Source organism: Rudaea sp. 3F27F6 (assembly GCF_005503555.1).
Lineage (GTDB): Bacteria > Pseudomonadota > Gammaproteobacteria > Xanthomonadales > Rhodanobacteraceae > Rudaea.
This window is the reverse complement of record NZ_SCNG01000010.1, coordinates 11,999-28,641: the sequence shown is the minus strand read 5'-3', so window position 1 is coordinate 28,641 and position 16,643 is coordinate 11,999. Positions and strand designations below refer to the sequence as shown.

Annotated in this window: 14 protein-coding genes; 9 read left to right on the top strand and 5 right to left on the bottom strand. The window is 64.9% G+C overall.

What is annotated here, in order from left to right; all coding sequences use genetic code 11:
- Positions 1–40 precede the first annotated feature (40 nt).
- The 3 genes from FFS30_RS23630 (at position 41) to FFS30_RS23620 (ending at position 3,541) form a co-directional block, all read left to right on the top strand.
- Entirely contained in the window at positions 41–448 is a 408-nt protein-coding gene (locus tag FFS30_RS23630; protein WP_171014840.1) for a hypothetical protein, read from the top strand.
- Between the two features lie 14 nt (positions 449–462).
- Positions 463–2,895, top strand: coding sequence for a penicillin-binding protein 1C (gene pbpC / locus FFS30_RS23625; protein ID WP_249352604.1), 2,433 nt, complete (start codon positions 463–465; stop codon positions 2,893–2,895).
- A gap of 214 nt (positions 2,896–3,109) precedes the next feature.
- Positions 3,110–3,541, top strand: a complete 432-nt coding sequence (locus FFS30_RS23620; RefSeq protein WP_137915674.1) for an organic hydroperoxide resistance protein — start codon at positions 3,110–3,112, stop codon at positions 3,539–3,541.
- 137 nt (positions 3,542–3,678) lie between these two features.
- On the opposite strand, the gene FFS30_RS23615 is transcribed toward FFS30_RS23620, so the two are convergent.
- Complete coding sequence (locus FFS30_RS23615) at positions 3,679–4,878, bottom strand: benzoate/H(+) symporter BenE family transporter (protein ID WP_137915673.1); 1,200 nt, start codon at positions 4,876–4,878, stop codon at positions 3,679–3,681.
- A 170-nt stretch (positions 4,879–5,048) separates the two neighbouring features.
- On the opposite strand from FFS30_RS23615, the gene FFS30_RS23610 reads away from it, so the two are divergent.
- Entirely contained in the window at positions 5,049–6,239 is a 1,191-nt protein-coding gene (locus FFS30_RS23610; protein WP_137915672.1) for an FAD-dependent oxidoreductase, read from the top strand.
- Between the two features lie 154 nt (positions 6,240–6,393).
- On the opposite strand, the gene lepB is transcribed toward FFS30_RS23610, so the two are convergent.
- The 3 genes from lepB to FFS30_RS23595 all read right to left on the bottom strand — a co-directional run bounded on the left by lepB (position 6,394) and on the right by FFS30_RS23595 (position 8,243).
- On the bottom strand, positions 6,394–7,086 hold the full coding sequence (gene lepB, locus FFS30_RS23605; RefSeq protein ID WP_137915671.1) for a signal peptidase I: 693 nt from the start codon (positions 7,084–7,086) through the stop codon (positions 6,394–6,396).
- Positions 7,087–7,152: 66 nt separating this feature from the next.
- A complete protein-coding gene (locus tag FFS30_RS23600) occupies positions 7,153–7,668 on the bottom strand; it encodes a hypothetical protein (protein WP_137915670.1) in 516 nt (171 codons plus the stop codon).
- 50 nt (positions 7,669–7,718) lie between these two features.
- Positions 7,719–8,243, bottom strand: coding sequence for an ECF-type sigma factor (locus tag FFS30_RS23595; protein ID WP_137915669.1), 525 nt, complete (start codon positions 8,241–8,243; stop codon positions 7,719–7,721).
- Between the two features lie 447 nt (positions 8,244–8,690).
- Here FFS30_RS23595 and FFS30_RS23585 point away from each other — a divergent pair, with 447 nt between their 5' ends.
- Positions 8,691–11,159, top strand: coding sequence for a serine/threonine-protein kinase (locus FFS30_RS23585; protein WP_171014839.1), 2,469 nt, complete (start codon positions 8,691–8,693; stop codon positions 11,157–11,159).
- Between the two features lie 24 nt (positions 11,160–11,183).
- Here FFS30_RS23585 and FFS30_RS23580 read toward each other — a convergent pair whose 3' ends face one another.
- Positions 11,184–12,164 carry a hypothetical protein gene (locus tag FFS30_RS23580; RefSeq protein WP_137915666.1) on the bottom strand — a complete coding sequence of 327 codons (981 nt, stop codon included), beginning with the start codon at positions 12,162–12,164 and terminating at the stop codon, positions 11,184–11,186.
- A 222-nt stretch (positions 12,165–12,386) separates the two neighbouring features.
- Between FFS30_RS23580 and FFS30_RS23575 the strand changes: the two genes are divergently transcribed.
- From FFS30_RS23575 to FFS30_RS23560, 4 genes are all read left to right on the top strand, one after another.
- Complete coding sequence (locus FFS30_RS23575; protein ID WP_137915665.1) at positions 12,387–12,770, top strand: cytochrome-c oxidase; 384 nt, start codon at positions 12,387–12,389, stop codon at positions 12,768–12,770.
- Positions 12,771–12,901: 131 nt separating this feature from the next.
- On the top strand, positions 12,902–13,978 hold the full coding sequence (locus FFS30_RS23570; protein ID WP_137915664.1) for a PD40 domain-containing protein: 1,077 nt from the start codon (positions 12,902–12,904) through the stop codon (positions 13,976–13,978).
- Positions 13,979–14,125: 147 nt separating this feature from the next.
- Positions 14,126–15,529 carry an amino acid permease gene (locus tag FFS30_RS23565; RefSeq protein ID WP_137915663.1) on the top strand — a complete coding sequence of 468 codons (1,404 nt, stop codon included), beginning with the start codon at positions 14,126–14,128 and terminating at the stop codon, positions 15,527–15,529.
- Positions 15,530–15,616: 87 nt separating this feature from the next.
- Complete coding sequence (locus tag FFS30_RS23560) at positions 15,617–16,603, top strand: OmpA family protein (RefSeq protein ID WP_171014838.1); 987 nt, start codon at positions 15,617–15,619, stop codon at positions 16,601–16,603.
- Positions 16,604–16,643 lie beyond the last annotated feature (40 nt).

Here is a 16,643-nt window from a genome sequence, read left to right as displayed (position 1 = left end):
ACGACTGCGATCGGCGCGTTGGTGGACGTACTTTCCTTTCGTGTTGGCCAGCCAATTTCTCTGCGGTTTGAGTTGGGCGGAAGATGAACTGATTTTCACTACCAAGAGCTTCGACATCAGAATTACGGAGCATTGCGAAGAAGAAGTAATTGGTTGTGACAGGGTTGAATACTTCGGGGTCAATCGAAAGACCGGGAAGTCGATCCGGCTTCGCGGCAAACAACTCCACTCGATATGTGCAGATGGCGTTACTCCTTGCCATTTTCAGGGTTATGTATTCAGGAATAGCGACGTTACTTATTCAATCATTCTGCAGGGCGAGAGCTGGCTAGCGATCCGCAAGGGTGGCAGGCTGCTACTTCATGAGAGCGGTGATTGGCGCCGCGAGAATAGCGTGTCGCGATCACCGGACGATCGCGAGAATAAAGTCGGCTCCAGCTCGCAATAGCCGTGAGATGGTTTGTGTTTGTGCGAACCGCGAGTTTTGTTCGCCGCTGGCAGAACTGGCTGATGGCCGCGCTGCTGCTCGTCATCGCGCTGGTCATCATTCGCCTCTGGCCGCATCCGCCGTTGTCGCAGTTCGCACCGAGTTCGACGGCGGTCTACGACGACCGCGGGCGCCTGCTGCGCTTGACCCTGGCCAGCGACGACCGCTACCGGCAATGGGTGCCGCTCGCGCAGATGCCGCCGGCGCTCGTGCAGGGTGTGCTGCTGCACGAGGACGCATGGTTCCGCTGGCATCCCGGCTTCAATCCGTTCAGCCTCACGCGCGGCGCCTGGGTCACGTATGTCGGCGGCGGCAACCGGCAGGGCGGATCGACGGTGACGATGCAGCTTGCGCGGCTCTTGTATCGGCTCAACACGCGCACGCCGGGTGGTAAGTTCCGCCAGGTGCTGCGCGCGGTCGAGCTGGAACTCTGCTATTCCAAGGACGCGATCCTCGAGGCCTATCTCAACTATGCGCCGTACGGGCGCAACATCGAAGGCGCCGGCGCGGCGAGCCTGATCTATTTCGACAAGCCGGTTACGAATCTGTCGCTGCCCGAAGCGCTGACGCTTGCGGTGATTCCGCAGGAGCCGAATCGAAGATCGGAAGGCAAGGCGACGAGCGAGGTTGAGAGCATTCGTCATTCCGGCGAAAGCCGGAATGGCGAGCAAAGAGAAAGTGCGCAAATCAGCACCGATGTCATCAATGCACGTCTGTTTGTCGCCCGTGCGCGCCTGTTCAAACGTTGGCTCGCCAAGCATCCCGAAGACCAGGCCTCGGCGCCGCTGATGCAGTTGCCGCTGCGCCTGCGCGCGCCCTCGAATCTGCCATTCGCCGCGCCGCACTTCGTCGAAGAGGTGCTTGCCGATGCGCGGCTCAACGGCTCGACCGCGCCCGTGCTCAATACCACGCTCGATCTCGACCTGCAGCGCGTGCTCGAACGCCAGGTGAAGAATCACGTCGAACACCTTGCTGATCGCGGCGTGCGCAACGCGGTCGCCATGCTCGTCGATACGCGCGATCTCGGCATCAAGGCGCTGGTCGGCTCGGCCGATTATTTCGAGAAGGCGATTGCGGGACAGGTCAACGGCGCGCTCGCCAAGCGTTCGCCGGGCTCGGCCTTGAAGCCCTTTATCTACGGCCTCGGCTTCGATCAGGGCGTGCTGCATCCGCAGACCGTGTTGCGCGACGTGCCGACCGCATTCGGTCCGTTCGCGCCGGAGAATTTCGACGGACGTTTTCTCGGCCCGGTGACCGCGACCGAGGCGCTCGTGCGCAGCCGCAATATTCCGGCGGTCTATGTCGCCTCGAAATTGAAGAATCCCGATTTCTACCAGTTCCTCAAGGATGCCGGCATCAGCCGCATGGCCAATGCAGAGTTCTACGGGCTCGCCCTCGTGCTCGGCGGCGGCGAGGTGACGATGGAAGAACTCGCCAAACTCTACGCGATGCTCGCCAACCGCGGCTCGTTGCAGTCGCTGCGGCGGCGTGCGGACGAGCCGCGCGCGCCGGGCGCACGCATGCTCAGCGACGAGGCGAGTTTCATGGTGCTCGACATGCTGCGGCAGAATCCGCGTCCCGACGACACGCTGATTTCACAGCCGAGTTCGCTGCCCGTCTATTGGAAAACCGGCACCTCGTGGGGTTTCCGCGATGCGTGGACGGCCGGCATCGTCGGCCCTTACGTGCTCGTCGTCTGGGTCGGCAATTTCGACGGCAGCGGCAATCCGGCCTTCGTCGGCGTGGAGACGGCCGCGCCGTTGTTCTTCCATGTCGTCGACGCGCTGCGCGCGCGCGATGCGCAGATGCGCGAGCCGCCGCGCGCGATGCCGAAGAATTTGAAGCGCGTCGAAATCTGTCTGGCCAGCGGCGATTTGCCGAACGCGTGGTGCCCGCAGCGCGGCATGACCTGGTTTATCCCGGGCAAGTCGCCGATCCGCGTCAGCAGTGTGCATCGGCCCGTGGTGGTCGATACGGCGACGGGGCAGGCGGCGTGCCCGCCGTATGATCCGCAGCACACGCGCACCGAAGTGTTCGAGTTCTGGCCGACCGATCTCGCCGCGGTGTTTCGCCAGGCCGGCATTCCGCGGCGCAAGCCGCCTGCGATTCCCGACTGCACGGCCGCGGCCGACGACGGCCAGGCGCCGCAGATCACCTCGCCCATACGCGGCGCAACGTATACGCGCCGCGCGAGCCGCGAAGGCGAGGAGCGCATCGCGTTCAATGCCACGGTCGATGCGAGTGCGCGCGAGATCTACTGGTTCGTCGACGAAGATTTCGTCGGCGCGGTCAAACCGGGCGAAGCGATGTTCTGGCAGCCCGCCGCGCCCGGCGAGTACACTCTGCGAGCGGTCGACGACCGCGGCCGGGCCGATTCGCGCCGGCTGCGCGTCGACGTGGTGCAGTAGCTCTTCCTTCTTCCTCTGGGAGAAGGTGCCCCGCAGGGGCTGATGAGGGAATGGCCTTGCGGTTCTGATGTCGTTACGCAGCGGCGATGCTTTTCCCTTATCCGGCGCTGCCGCACCGCCTTCTCCCAACAGAGAAGGAAAACAGGCGGTTGAACGCTCGCCAGACGTCGCTATGTTGTTTCACAACCCCTTCGTCCACCATGGAGCAAAGCCCATGACCACCCAGCTGGAAAAAGTAGTCTATACCGCGCACGCCACCGCCACGGGCGGCCGCGACGGCCGCGGCCGTTCGTCCGACGGCCGCATCGACGTCGTGCTCAAGCCACCGAAAGAAATGGGTGGCACGGGCGAGGGCGTCAATCCCGAGCAGTTGTTCGCCGTCGGTTATTCCGCGTGCTTTATCGGCGCGGTGAAGTTCGTCGCGGGTCAGGAGAAGGTGCAGATACCGGCCGACACGACGATCGAAAGCGCGGTCAGCATCGGCCCGATCCCGAAAGGCTTCGGCATCGCCGTCGAACTGAAGATCTCGATGCCGGGCGTCGACCGCGCCGTCGCCGAGCGTCTGGTCGAGCGCGCGCACAACGAGGTCTGCCCGTACTCGAACGCGATTCGCGGCAACGTCGACGTCAAGGTCACCGTCGTCTGACCGCTGCGCCGGTAGCGGTCCCGCTGTAGACCGCTGCCGGCTTTTCAAGAAACCGCTCGCTGTCTGCGCTTCGCAGGCGAGCGGTTTCGCTATCGACATGGACGAGCGCGGTCTCGATCCGCGACGCTCGCGTAGGCTCAGGCGCGAAAGCGCAATGCGAACAACGTGACCGCGCCCGCAACGAGACCCCAGAAAGCCGAGCCGATCCCGGCGAGGTGCAGGCCCGAAGCGGTGACGAGGAAGGTGACCAGCGCAGCCTCGCGATCCGTTTCTTTCGCCAATGCCGAGGCAAGTCCATTGCCGATCGTGCCGATCAAGGCGATGCCGGCCAGCGCGAGCACCAGCTCTTTCGGAAACGCAGTGAAGACCTGGGTCACGGTCGCGCCGAACAGGCCGACGAGCAGGTAGAAAAATCCTGCCGACACTGCGGCGACATAGCGCCGCTTCGGGTCTTCATGCGCTTCGCGGCCCATGCAGATCGCTGCGGTAATCGCAGCGAGCGACAGCGCGAACGCGCCGAACGGCGCGAGCACGAGCGTGGCCGCGCCGGTCCAGCCGACCAGCGGCGACACGGGCACGTCGGCATAGCCGTGCGCGCGCAGGATCGCCGCACCGGGCACGTTCTGCGAAGCCATGGTTACGATGAACAGGGGAACGGCGACGCCGATCGCCGTCGCAAGACCGAAATGCGGCATCGTGAACACCGGCGTCGCCAGAGCGAACTGGACTTCGCCGAGACGCAGCGTGCCTTGAGTGAACGCGATCGCCATGCCGATGCCGAGCGCGACGATCACCGCGTAGCGCGGCAGCCAGCGTCGCGCGAGCAGCCACGCGGCGAACATCGGCAGCACGAGGCCCAGTTGCGCCTGCATCGCGACGAAGAGATCGAGGCCGAAACGCAGCAGAATGCCGGCCAGCATGCCCGCGGCGAGCGCCATCGGCACGCGCTCGACCAGGCGCGCAAACCAGCCGGAGAAGCCGACGATCGCGATCAAGGCCGCACTGATGACGAAGGCGCCGACCGCGTCGGCGAGCGGCAGGCCGGCTGCGCCGGTGATCAGCATCGCCGCGCCCGGCGTGGACCAGGCGGTGACGATCGGCGCGCGGTAGCGCAGCGACAGGCCGATGCAGGTTGCGGCCATGCCGAGGCCGAGCGCCCACATCCACGAGGCGATTTCCGCTTCCGATGCGCCGACGGCGCGTGCGGCCTCGAACACGATCACCGCGGAACTGGTGAAGCCGACGAGCACGGCGACGAATCCGGCGGCGACGGCGGAGACGGAAAAATCACGGAAGAAAGACATGCGCTGCGAAGATCGGAATAAGCAGCGAAGCATAGCCGACTTCGTTCTTGCGGCCCGCGGTCCGCGCGCGTCGGCGGATTACAAAAACGTCACTTTGACTTGGCGGAATTGCAGCCACCGCGTCTCGTGCCGCTGCATCGATGACGGACTTCGCGCGGCGACCGCGGTGTATCCTGTCGATGACATCAGTGTGGAGACGCGGTATGCAGCACGACTACGACCATCTGATCATCGGCGCGGGCATGACCGCCGACGCGGCGGCGAAGGCGATACGCGATGCCGATGCCACGGCACGCATCGGCATCGTCGGCGAGGAGACGCACGCACCGTACGAACGTCCGCCGTTGTCGAAGGCATTGTGGAAGGGCGACAAGCCGGCCGAATCGGTCGACCTCGGTACGGCGAAGAGCGGCGCCACCCTGCATCTCGGCCGCCGCATCGTTTCGCTCGATCGCATCGCACATCAGGCGATCGACGATCAGGGCGACGTATATCGTTACCAACGTCTTCTGCTCGCCACGGGCGCCGCGCCGCGACGCCTGCCGTTCGACGGCGAACGCGTGATTCACTTCCGTACGCTCGACGATTATCTTGCGTTGCGCCGTTACGCCGTCGCGGGCGCCGCGATCGCGGTGGTCGGCGCGGGCTTTATCGGTAGCGAGCTTGCCGCCTCGCTCGCGAGCCAGGGCTGCAAGGTGACGATGCTGTTTCCTGGTGCAGGCATCGGCGCCGGGCGCTATCCGCGCAGTCTGTCCACCTTTGTTGACGGCTACTATCGCCAACGCGGCGTGGTGCTGTGCCCCGGCGTACGCGTGGTCGACGGTAGAAGTGTCGCCGACGGTGCCGAAGTCGCGCTGTCAGACGGCACGAGCGCGCGCTACGACGCGGTCGTCGCCGGACTCGGCGTTACGCCGAATGGCGAACTTGCGGCAGCGGCCGGGCTCGCCGTCGACAACGGCATCGTCGTCGATGCGCAGCTACGCACGAACGATCCCGATATTTTTGCCGCGGGCGACGTAGCGAATTTTCCGTGCGTGCCGCTCGGCATGCGCCTGCGCGTCGAGCACGAAAACGCGGCGATCAGCATGGGCCATCACGCCGGCCGCGTGATGGCCGGCGCGCACGAGGACTATACGACGCTGCCGTTCTTCTATTCCGATCTATTCGATCTGGGCTACGAGGCCGTCGGTCTGCTCGACGACCGTTTCGAAATCGTCGAGCAGTGGACCGAGCCGTATCGCGAAGGCGTCGTCTACTATCTCGACGACGGACGCGTACGCGGCGTGCTTTTGTGGAACGTCTGGGGACAGGTCGATCCGGCGCGCGAGCTTATCGCCGAAGCGGGTCCGCACGATGCGGACAGTGTGCGCGGGAGATTGCCGAAGCTGGTTTAAGATTTCGGGTTTGCTTCTTTTGTTGAAAGAAGTCGAGGGTAACGCGGAAAAAGCGAAGAGCCTTGCGCGCGGGCTGCAAGCGCGGCTGGCGGAGAGGCTTTTCCCTCATCCGCCCTGCGGGCACCTTCTCCCGATGGGAGAAGGGAAGAAGAGCTTAGTTGAGCGGACTGAAGAAGCGGTCGCCGCGCGGCTTGTACCAGCGGTCCGCGTCGAGCGAATAGGCGACGCGGTAGGCGCGCCCGACGATCGTGTTGCGCGGCACGAAGCCGAAATAGCGCGAGTCCTCGCTGTTGTCGCGGCTGTCGCCCATCATGAAGTATTGCCCCTGCGGCACCGTCACCGGCCCGAACGTGCGCATCGCGCCGCGCCGCGGCAGCAGCATGATCGAGTGCGCCGCGCTGCCGAGATTTTCGGTGAAGTATTCGCGCGTTTCGCCGCGCGTCGCGATCGGCAGTTCGCCGTCGGCATCGTCCTGGGTTGCGGCATAGTTCAGCGGCTCGCCGTTGATCAAAAGCCGCTCGCCGCGCATGGCTATGGTGTCGCCCGGCAGGCCGACGACGCGCTTGACCAGGGTCATGCCGTCTTTCGGTGAAGGGAAGATCGCGATGTCGCCGCGCTGCGGATCGCCGCCGCTGGTCAGGCGCACATTGGTGAACGGAACGCGCAGGCCGTAGGCCGCCTTGTCGACGAGGATGCGGTCACCTTCGACGATGGTCGGATTCATCGAGCCGGTCGGCACGTACATCCAGTCGGCCAGCGCCGAGCGGAAACACAGCATGAGGCCGAGGAACAGCAGCAGGGATTTGTTCGCGGCGATTTCGGACAACAGGCGGCGAAGCAGTTTCATGCGAAGTCTCCCTGAAAATTCTATCGACAGACTCGATGGTAAACGAATAGTTCCAGAACCGCTTCGCTACCGTGCCTGCGTGGGCTGCGTTTCGTCCACGGGCCACCATACGCGCTTGGGCCAGCAGACCGATTTCATCAGGGTATGGCTTGCCCAGCCGTCGCCTTCGAGCACGAACGGAATCGAGAACTGGGTTCCGCAATCGTCGTCGGCAGGCGGCTCGGGCACCTTGCGCACCGGGCCGAGCCGGCCTTCAAACCGGGCCACGCCGTCGGTATCGATCGTGAAGGACTGTAGGGCGAAATAGCCTGCGGGCAATTTGTACGTCTGCGAAGGCGGAATCTTATCGGCCGCGATGGTGGGCCGCAGCCGCTTCAACGCAGCGCGAACGCGCGGATCGGCATCGCTCGGCAACACGATCGTCGCGACCGGGGCGGTGCGCTCGACGAACTTGAGCGAGGCCGCGGCGATGTCGGCAAAATCCGCCTCGGTGGCGACGAATTGCTGCGACGAACGCGGCGTGACACCGGCACATCCCGCCAACAGGCAACTGAGGACGACTGTCGCAGCCAATGTTCTCATTCGTGCTTTCCCCCGTTTAGATCCGACGCTGCGGACCGAGACCGCGGAAACTACTCGGGATTCAATTTGCTGTAGAGCCACGCCTTGGCCTTGACCCAGTCGCGGCGCACGGTGCGGCTGGTCACGTCGAGGGCCTGCGCGGTTTCCTCTTCGTCGTAGCCGGCGAAGAAGCGGCATTCGACGACCTGGGCCATGCGCTCGTCGAGCTGGCCGAGCTTTTCCAGCGCATCGTTGATCTGCAGCACCAGTTCGTCGGGCGTGTCGCTCGCGGCATCGATGTCGTCGAGCGGCAGCGCGGCCACGCCGCCGCCGCGCTTGTCGCGCAGCCGCGCGCGCGCGGCATCGACCAGAACCTGGCGCATGGCCTGAGCGGCCGCACGCATAAAGTGCTGGCGGTTGCTCCACTCGCCGCCGCCGCGCAGTTTCAGATACGCCTCGTGGATCAGCGCGGTGGTCTGCAAAGTCGCCGGCGACGATGCGCGCCGGCGTTCGGCGCGGGCGATGCGGCGCAGGTCGGTGTAGAGAAGTTCGACGAGGGCATCGGAGTGGTTCAAATCGTTTTGCGCAGTGCTCATGTCCGCATTGTCCGCTGCTGAGGTTCCGGCGATATTCCGAACATCGGAATCGCCGCGCGGTTCTCCCGAACCGACTCCCCCTTTGGCGTTACGCACCGCACTCACGTTCTTGCCGATTTGCCTGCGTCGCATCGGCGTGTCGCCGCGCGCCGCATTCGTGCTGCGCAAGATCCGTGTCCGCTTTTCTTCCGCTTTGACGTAATCCGAGCCCAAGTAGCGGCGGACTGCTGCTGCGCAGAGAAGCGGCTGTCCCGGCAAGACACGCCAGGGCCGGCGAATACTACCCCACGGCATGGCGGTCGCGCGAGCTCGTCTCGCGCCGCACGGCGCAATCAAGTCCGGTCTGCACGCAAACAGGGCGAGCGTGTAGAGTCTCGGGGCCGCGGGAGCCCGGACGTGCCGAAAGCCCGAATGGTTGCACGGCCCGCAGATCGTGGAGGAAACGACATGAGTTCGGTTGAACAAGCGGCGTGGCAGCGCATCAGCGAATTGTGGGACGAGTTGCTGAACCTGCCGGACGCCGAACGCGACCGGCGCCTCGGCCAGCTCGACTGCGACGAGACCACACGCGGCGAACTGCGCAAGCTGCTCGCGGCGACGCGCAAGAGCGCAGCCTTTCTCGAACACACGCCCGCACCGCGCGTGCAGGCGAGCGCGGACAGCCTCGCCGCGGGCAGCGTGATCGACAAATACCGGATCGATGCGCTGATCGCGCGCGGCGGCATGGGCGAGGTGTATCGCGCCCAGCGTGCCGACGGTCATTTCGAGAAGCCGGTCGCGTTCAAGCTGGCGCAGCGCGAAACGGCATTCGACGGACGGCGCTTCCACAACGAGCGGCAGATTCTGGCCAATCTGGAACATCCCGGCATCGCGCGGCTGATCGACGGCGGTCTGACCGATGCCGGCCTGCCGTACATGGTCATGGAACTCGTCGAGGGCGAGGACATCCTGAGCTACTGCGCGCGGCACCGGCTCGCGCTGGAGCAGCGCCTGGCCCTGTTCGGCCAGGTTTGCGCAGCGGTGGCGTTCGCGCACAGGCACCTCGTCGTGCATCGCGATCTGAAGCCGAGCAACATCCTGGTCGCCGCCGACGGCAGCGTGAAGCTGCTCGATTTCGGTATCGCCAAACTGCTCGGTGCAAATGCGACGGCGGAGGGCCAGCCGACGCTGTCGCTGATGACGCCCGACTACGCCGCGCCGGAACAGTTGGAAGGCAAGGCGCCGACGACCGCGACCGACGTGTACGCGCTCGGCGTGCTGCTGTTCCATATGCTGTCCGGCCGCGCGCCGTGGAATCTGCGTGAGCTGCCGCTGCCGGCCGCGCTGCAGCGTCTGCTGCACACCGCGCCGAAGCCGCTCAGCGAAGCCGCGGCCGACAATGCCGATGCGCCGATATCGGCGAAGCTGCTGCGTGGCGATCTCGACGCGGTCGTCGCCAAGGCGCTGCGGCCGGAACCCGAATCGCGCTATGCCTCGGCGGCGGAACTCTGGCACGACGTGCAAGCCTATCTGGCCCATCAGCCCGTGCTCGCGCGCGGCGATGCGCGCGGCTACCTGGTGCGCCGCTTCCTGCGTCGCAACCGCCTCTGGGCCGGCGCCGCGGCGGCCGTGTTCGCCGCCTTGCTTGCCGGGCTCGCGGGCACGCTCTGGCAGGCGCAGCAAGCGCGCGCGACGGCGCGCCAGGCGGAGCTCGAGCGCGATCGCGCGCTCGCCGAGGCGGCGCGCGCACAAAGCGTGGTCGATTACCTGGATTTGATGTTCGGCAGCGCGGCCGCGCAGGCCGGAGGGCGCTCGATCAGCGCGAAGGAAATGCTCGATGCGAGCGCGGAGCAGTTGGCGAAGCGTTTTGCCGACAAGCCGGCGGAGAAGGCGCGTGTGCTCAAAGTGCTCGGCGATCTGTATCTGACCCTGCACGATTTCGAGGGCGCCGCGCCGATGTTGTCGCGCTTTCTCGACTCGCCGGAATCCGCCGCCGATCCAGAAGCGCGCGCGCACATCCAGCTCGATCTCGCCGCCGCGGAATTGCATCGCGGCAATGTCGACGCGGCGCAGCGGCTGCTCGATCAGGCAATCGATTTTCTCAATCGCTCCCCCGATCGCTATCGCGCGCAATTGGTCCATAGCCGCATCATCCAGTCGCAGGTGCAGAGCATGCGCGGAAATTTCGCCGAGGCGATCCGCATTCTGCGCGCGGCCCTGACCGAGTCGGTGGCGGTGAACGGCGAAGTCGCCGAAGACACGATGACGATCGCCGGCGACCTCGGCCTGAATCTGATGCAGAACAATCAGCTTGAGGAGGCGGATCAAATGCTGACTCGGGCGTGGAACGACCTGCAGGCGCTCGGCCGCGACAAAACCGAAGAAGGCATGACGCTGTTGAACAACATTGCTGCGAACGCCGTCCATCGCAACGACTTGCCGCGCGCGGAAGCGCTGCTGCGCCAGGCCATCGATCTGCGCAAGCAGTCGTTCGGCCCGTCGGCGGCACTGGCGATGTTCGAGAACAATCTGGCCAAGGTGCTCGTGCGCGAGGGCCGGCCGCGCGATGCGGTGCCGTTGTTCGACGATGCCTTGTCGATGGCCCAGCGCTTTACCGGCGATCATAGCCACGAGACCTTGTCGGTGTACCAGAACGCGGCCGAAGCGCACTTGTCGCTCGGCGACACCAAGTCTGCCGAGCCGCTGGTGCAGTTTGCTTTGAACGGCGCGCTGGCCCAGTACGGCGAGCACAATCCGGTCTACGGCAACTGTCTGATCCTGCAGGCGCGCCTGCGTTTTCTGCAGGGCAGGAAAGCGGAGGCGAACTCGCTCGCCGAGCGCGCCGAGAAGAACCTGAGCGAAGCGGGCGATGCGGGAAAGTATTTTCTGCCGCAATTGCAGAAGCTCAAAACCGAGATGGCCGCGGCAGGAAGCTGACGCTCCCGCCGCAACCCGGCGCCGTCACCGCGCCATGCTCGTTGTTTGTGCAGGCGGCGGAGCACCCGCCGTCGCATTGCGCGCTTCGCGCACGAGGCCGCGGAACTTGTCCGAGATCGATTCGAGCCGCGCGACCCAGGCCGCATCGGGAGTCTGTCCCGCGGTGAGCTTGTCGTACATCTGCAGCAGCGCGACGGTGGCGAAGGGGTCGATCACCGCCGCTTTCAAGCTCCAGGCGGCGATCAACGCGAGCGCGAATGTCCATAGTCCCGCGTGCAGATGAAACACGCCGACGAGCGCGGCAATCGGCGCGGCGACGAGCAGAAAGATCGCCAAGGTCAGGCCCCAGATGACGAAGGTCAGGAAGGCGGCGTTCTTCAACACGCCTTTGTAGTTCTGCGCATAGAGCACGACGCTGTCGCACGCGGTCGCCCAGGCATCCGCCGAGTCCTTGCGCAGGATCTGGGCGAGGATCACCTGATCGAGATGGCTCAGCGACGTGGCGATGATCTTGTCGATCAGCTTGACCAGAGTTTCCAGACCCGGAATCGGCAGCCACGAGGCGATGCTCAGGGTGAAACCGTTGAACGCGCTCAGCGTGCCGCGCACGGATTGATTGAGACCGAACAGCACGGACGAGCTGGCGAAATGGCGTTTGACCGCTTCGCGCCCGAACGCGATCTGCCCTTGATGTTCGGGCATCGGTTTGCCGTCGATCATTTGCACGAGCACGGCGACGTGGCCGGCCTCGACCAGATAAAGAAGATACTCGCGCGCCCAGTAGAGAATGCCGCACGCAATGACGAAGCCGATCAGGCCGCCGATACCGGCACCGCTGTCGCCATTGCCGCCGACCTTGCCGAATAGAAAGCCGATGCCCGCGCCCGCACCGATGGCGAGCGCGTAGGCGATCGTAATGCCGACGTAGACCGCAACGCGCAGCACGATAAATGGCGCGGTGCGCGCCAGCAGGCCGAGGGTGCGGCCGGTCCCGAAATCGAGCATCTGAAATCCTCAAGTGCGAATGAAATAGGGCGACGACTGCGCGCAGAAAGACCAACTCGCACCATCGCGAGGTGCAATACGACAGATCGCGTCCCGGCAGGACAAAGCTGCTTCGATGTCCGCAAATTCCGCGTTGCGGCGTATTCGTTGCCGCTTGCCGGCTCGATTCGGGCTTTGGGCCACGGCCGCGGCAGGCAAATCGAATTCGTCATGGAGATCGAAATGGGATTGCGCTTCCTCAAACTCGCCGTCGTCTATCTTTTCGCCGGCGCGCTGCTCGGCCTGATCATGGGCATGAACGAGAACTTCGTCCTCGCCCCGGTTCACGCGCATATGCTTTTGCTCGGCTGGGCTTCGCTCGCGCTTGCCGGCCTCATCTATCACTTCTATCCCGCCGCTGCAGAAACGCGGCTCGCGCGCTGGCACTTCTGGCTGCACAACCTCGCATTGCCGGCGTTCCTTGCCGGCCTCGGCGTGCTGGTCAGCGGACACATCGCGGCGATGCCCGTGGTCGGCGTCTCCGCGACCTGCCTCGTCGTCGCGCTCGCGCTGTTCGCGAGCAATGTCCTTATTCATCTCAAGGCGCCGGCTGCAGCGCGTTCGTAGCCGAACGGGGGATGCGTGCTTTGTCCGTTTTGCGCAGCGCGTGACGTTGCTTCGATGCGGACGATCGCAGCCGGCGCGATGAATCAAGTCGGCGGTGCATCGCGAATCGGCAACCGACGAGGATTCGATAGATGAAAGCGTATACAGGAGTTTGCTTGAACGGATTGGCGCTCGCGCTGATCTGCGCATCGGCGTTCGCGGCGACACCGAACTCGCGCAGCGACGGCGCCGAGCTGATCTACGCGACGAGCGGCAGTAACAGCGCGCAGAACCCGGCGTTTTCGCCGGACGGCACGACACTGATGTTCACGCTGTACAGCCGCGGCTATGACGGCAACGGCGGCCCCGGCGGAGTGTGGAAGATGCCGGCCGAAGGCGGTACGGCGAGCGCGATCTACGACGGCTACGGCGCGACCAATGTCAACGGCCTGGCGAGCTGGAACGGCGCCGTCGACCGCGTGACTTTTGCCGACACGCAGAACGCCGCAAAGCTCAACGGCGATATCTGGATCGTCAAACCGGACGGCAGTGCGCTGCAGCGCGTGACCAATGCCGCGGCCATGCCGGGGCATACGTACCAGGAGCCGACCTTCGCACCCGACGGCAGCGCGGTCGCGTTCGAGGACGATCTCGATGTTCCCAAGACGCAATCGTCGGACCGCACGCTCGGCGCCATCGCGATTCTTTCGCTGCAGACCGGCGCGGTGCAGCGCATCGTCAGCGACGGCGACAACCGTCTTCCGGTCTGGTCGCCGGACGGCAGCCGCATTCTGTTTCAGCGGCGCACGAATCCGCTCAAGGACGGCGGCTACCACCTGTTCACCGTGCATCCGGACGGCAGCGGGCTTGCGCAGATCACCGGCCTCGATTCGAGTATCGACCATTGCGACAGCGATGCGTCGTGGGCGGCGGACGGACAATGGATCGTCGAGTCCGCCCTCTATCGCGGTTCGGCCTCGTGCGAGGACGATTCCGGAGATACCGAACCGAAGATCTATCTGATTGCGGCAGACGGCAGTCAGGTCGTGCCGGTCACGTCCGATCCGAAAGAAGAGGACGGCGCGCCGGCGATGAGCCCGGACGGGCGCTGGATCTACTTCGAATCCCACCGCAGCGCCTACGACGACGAGTCCCCGGCGCAGATCTGGCGCATCGCCAATCCGCTGTTGAAAGCGAGCGATACCGAAACGCTCTGTCTCACTCCCTAAGGTGCTGGGCGCTTGGCCGCCGGCGGCAACGGCGGCCCGTGTCCGGTTTTCTCTTGCGGCGACGTAATAGCTGGTCACGGTGGCAGACGCCGCCGTCCGGCCCGTGCCCACGCGGCCGCAAGATTCATTCTCGCAGCAGGTAAAACCATGAGTTTGTTTCGCACCCGATCGATCGATGTCGACGCCGACACCGGGCTCAAGCGCTGCCTCAATGCGTTCGACCTGACCATGCTCGGCATCGGCTGCATCATCGGCACGGGAATCTTCGTGCTGACCGGCGTGGCGGCGGCCGAACACGCCGGGCCGGCCATCGTGTTTTCCTTCATCCTGTCCGGCCTCGCTTGCGCGTTTGCCGCGCTGTCCTATGCCGAACTCGCCGGTGCGATCGGCGGCGCGGGCAGTGCCTACGGCTACGCTTACGCCGGCATCGGCGAACTGGTCGCCTGGATCATCGGCTGGGATCTGATTCTCGAATACGCGCTGACCACGTCCACGGTCGCGATCGGCTGGTCGGGCTACTTCGGCAAGGTGCTCGAACTGATCGGCGTGCATTTGCCGCAGGCATTGACCAATGCGCCGCTTGACGGCGGTATCGCCAATGTGCCGGCGATGGTGATCGTCCTGCTGCTCTCGGTGCTGCTGTCGATCGGCGTCAGCGAGTCGGCGCGCTTCAACAGCGCGATGGTGCTGATCAAGCTGGCGACGATTGCGGTCTTCATCGCGGTCGCGCTGCCGCATGTGAATCCGGCGAACTGGCATCCGTTCGTGCCGCCTGCGGCGGTCGACGCCGCGGGGCGCTCGCACTTCGGCTACGGCGGCATTCTCACCGGCGCGTCGCTAATCTTCTTCGCTTACATAGGCTTCGACGCGGTGTCCACGGCGGCCGAAGAAACAGTCAATCCACAACGCAACCTGCCGCTCGGCATTCTCGGTTCGCTGCTGATCTGCACGCTGCTGTATATCGTCGTCTCCGGCATTCTCACCGGCGTCGTGCACTACGACCAGATCGACGTCAAAGCGCCGATCGCCGACGCGATGAAGCAGCTCGGCATCGGCTGGGCCGAAGCGCTGGTGTCGATCGGCGCGCTGGCCGGGCTCACGACGGTGATGCTGGTGCTGTATTTCGGCCTGACGCGCGTGGTGCTGGCGATGTCGCGCGACGGTCTGCTGCCGAAGCCGATGGGCAAGGTGAATACGAAGACGCAGACGCCGGTGCCGTTGATTCTCGGTTCCGGCGTATTCATCGCCCTGATCGCCGGCCTGTTTCCGATCGGCAAAGTCGCCGAGCTGGTCAATCTCGGCACGCTCGCCGCGTTCTTCCTCGTTTGCGCGAGCGTGATCGTGCTGCGGCGTACGCGGCCCGACCTGAAGCGCCCGTTCCGCACGCCCGCGGTGCCGCTCGTGCCGCTGCTCGGGATGCTGTTCTGCGGCTTTCTTATGACCGGGTTGCCGGCGGCGACGTGGCAGGCGTTTTTCATCTGGTGCGCCGTCGGCCTGGCGATCTATTTCCTCTATTCGCGCAGCCGCAGCGAACTGGCGCGGCAAGTCTGAAGGGGCAGGCTCCGCATGCCGGTGCGCGGAGCCCGATCGAACGGACATCGGCGAGTACGACATGAAATCAACCCCAGTGAGGTAGTTATGTTTTTCAACAAATGGTTTTTGATGGCGATGGTCATGTTCGCCGGCACGGCATCCGCGGACGATCTGCCCAGCAACTGCGATGGCTGCAAGGATCATCCGATGATCGCGCGCTATCCCGGTTCGGCCCTGGTCGGCTACGACCAGCGCGCGTTCGATCAGGCAACGTTCCCCATGGGGCCGATCGCGAGCAACGACGAGGATGCGCCGCCGCCGAAGGTGCTCAAGGTCGAAGGCAAGCGCACTCAGCTGTTCTATCTGGAGCCGGAAGGGCGCAGCGGCCTCGAAGTGTTTGCGAATTATCGCGACGCGCTGGCGAAGGCCGGCATGTCCACGCTGTGGAGCTGTTCGGGCGACGACGAATGCGGCCGCTTTTTCGGCGGCCGTGCGCCGGAACTGATGCACCTCAGTCTCAGCAACACGCTCGAAGCGCGCCAGGGCGTTTCCGATGCGGAGGAAGCGCGTTACATCGTCGCCAAGCTGGCGCGTGCGGACGGCGATATTCAAGTCGCCGTGTATGTCGCCGACCTGGCGTTTCATGTGCCGCCGCGGGCCGGAGCCTACGTCATGGTGTCGCAGGCCAAGCCGATGGACAAAGGCATGGTCTCGGTCGATGCGAATGCGCTCGACCAGAGCCTGCTCAGCACCGGCAAGGCGATCATCTACGGCATCTACTTCGATTTCGACAAGGCCGACATCAAGCCGGACTCGAAGCCGCAGCTCGACCAGATCGCCAAGCTGCTCGGCGACCATCCCGACATCAAGCTGACCTTCACCGGACACACCGACAATCAGGGCAACGCCGACTACAACCTGGCACTGTCGCGCCGGCGCGCCGACGCGATCGTCGCGGCCCTGGTCCGCGACTACGGCATTGCCGCGGGCCGGTTGAACGCGCAAGGCATGGGCGCATCGGCACCGATCGCGAGCAACGATACCGACGAAGGCCGGGCGAAGAACCGGCGCGTCGAGCTGGTCAAGCAGTAACCGACCGCCGCGCCGGGTGTCGTTGCTTCGATTCCCGGCG

What these genes read in the sequence shown, in the direction of transcription:
- FFS30_RS23600 (WP_137915670.1), bottom strand. Translation starts at nt 7,668, where the DNA reads ATGAGAACATTGGCTGCGACAGTCGTCCTCAGTTGCCTGTTGGCGGGA.
- FFS30_RS23615 (WP_137915673.1), bottom strand. Translation starts at nt 4,878, where the DNA reads ATGCTTCGCTGCTTATTCCGATCTTCGCAGCGCATGTCTTTCTTCCGT.
- FFS30_RS23580 (WP_137915666.1), bottom strand. Translation starts at nt 12,164, where the DNA reads ATGCTCGATTTCGGGACCGGCCGCACCCTCGGCCTGCTGGCGCGCACC.
- FFS30_RS23575 (WP_137915665.1), top strand. Translation starts at nt 12,387, where the DNA reads ATGGGATTGCGCTTCCTCAAACTCGCCGTCGTCTATCTTTTCGCCGGC.
- lepB (WP_137915671.1), bottom strand. Translation starts at nt 7,086, where the DNA reads ATGAAACTGCTTCGCCGCCTGTTGTCCGAAATCGCCGCGAACAAATCC.
- FFS30_RS23585 (WP_171014839.1), top strand. Translation starts at nt 8,691, where the DNA reads ATGAGTTCGGTTGAACAAGCGGCGTGGCAGCGCATCAGCGAATTGTGG.
- FFS30_RS23620 (WP_137915674.1), top strand. Translation starts at nt 3,110, where the DNA reads ATGACCACCCAGCTGGAAAAAGTAGTCTATACCGCGCACGCCACCGCC.
- FFS30_RS23565 (WP_137915663.1), top strand. Translation starts at nt 14,126, where the DNA reads ATGAGTTTGTTTCGCACCCGATCGATCGATGTCGACGCCGACACCGGG.
- FFS30_RS23570 (WP_137915664.1), top strand. Translation starts at nt 12,902, where the DNA reads ATGAAAGCGTATACAGGAGTTTGCTTGAACGGATTGGCGCTCGCGCTG.
- FFS30_RS23560 (WP_171014838.1), top strand. Translation starts at nt 15,617, where the DNA reads ATGTTTTTCAACAAATGGTTTTTGATGGCGATGGTCATGTTCGCCGGC.
- FFS30_RS23595 (WP_137915669.1), bottom strand. Translation starts at nt 8,243, where the DNA reads ATGAGCACTGCGCAAAACGATTTGAACCACTCCGATGCCCTCGTCGAA.
- FFS30_RS23610 (WP_137915672.1), top strand. Translation starts at nt 5,049, where the DNA reads ATGCAGCACGACTACGACCATCTGATCATCGGCGCGGGCATGACCGCC.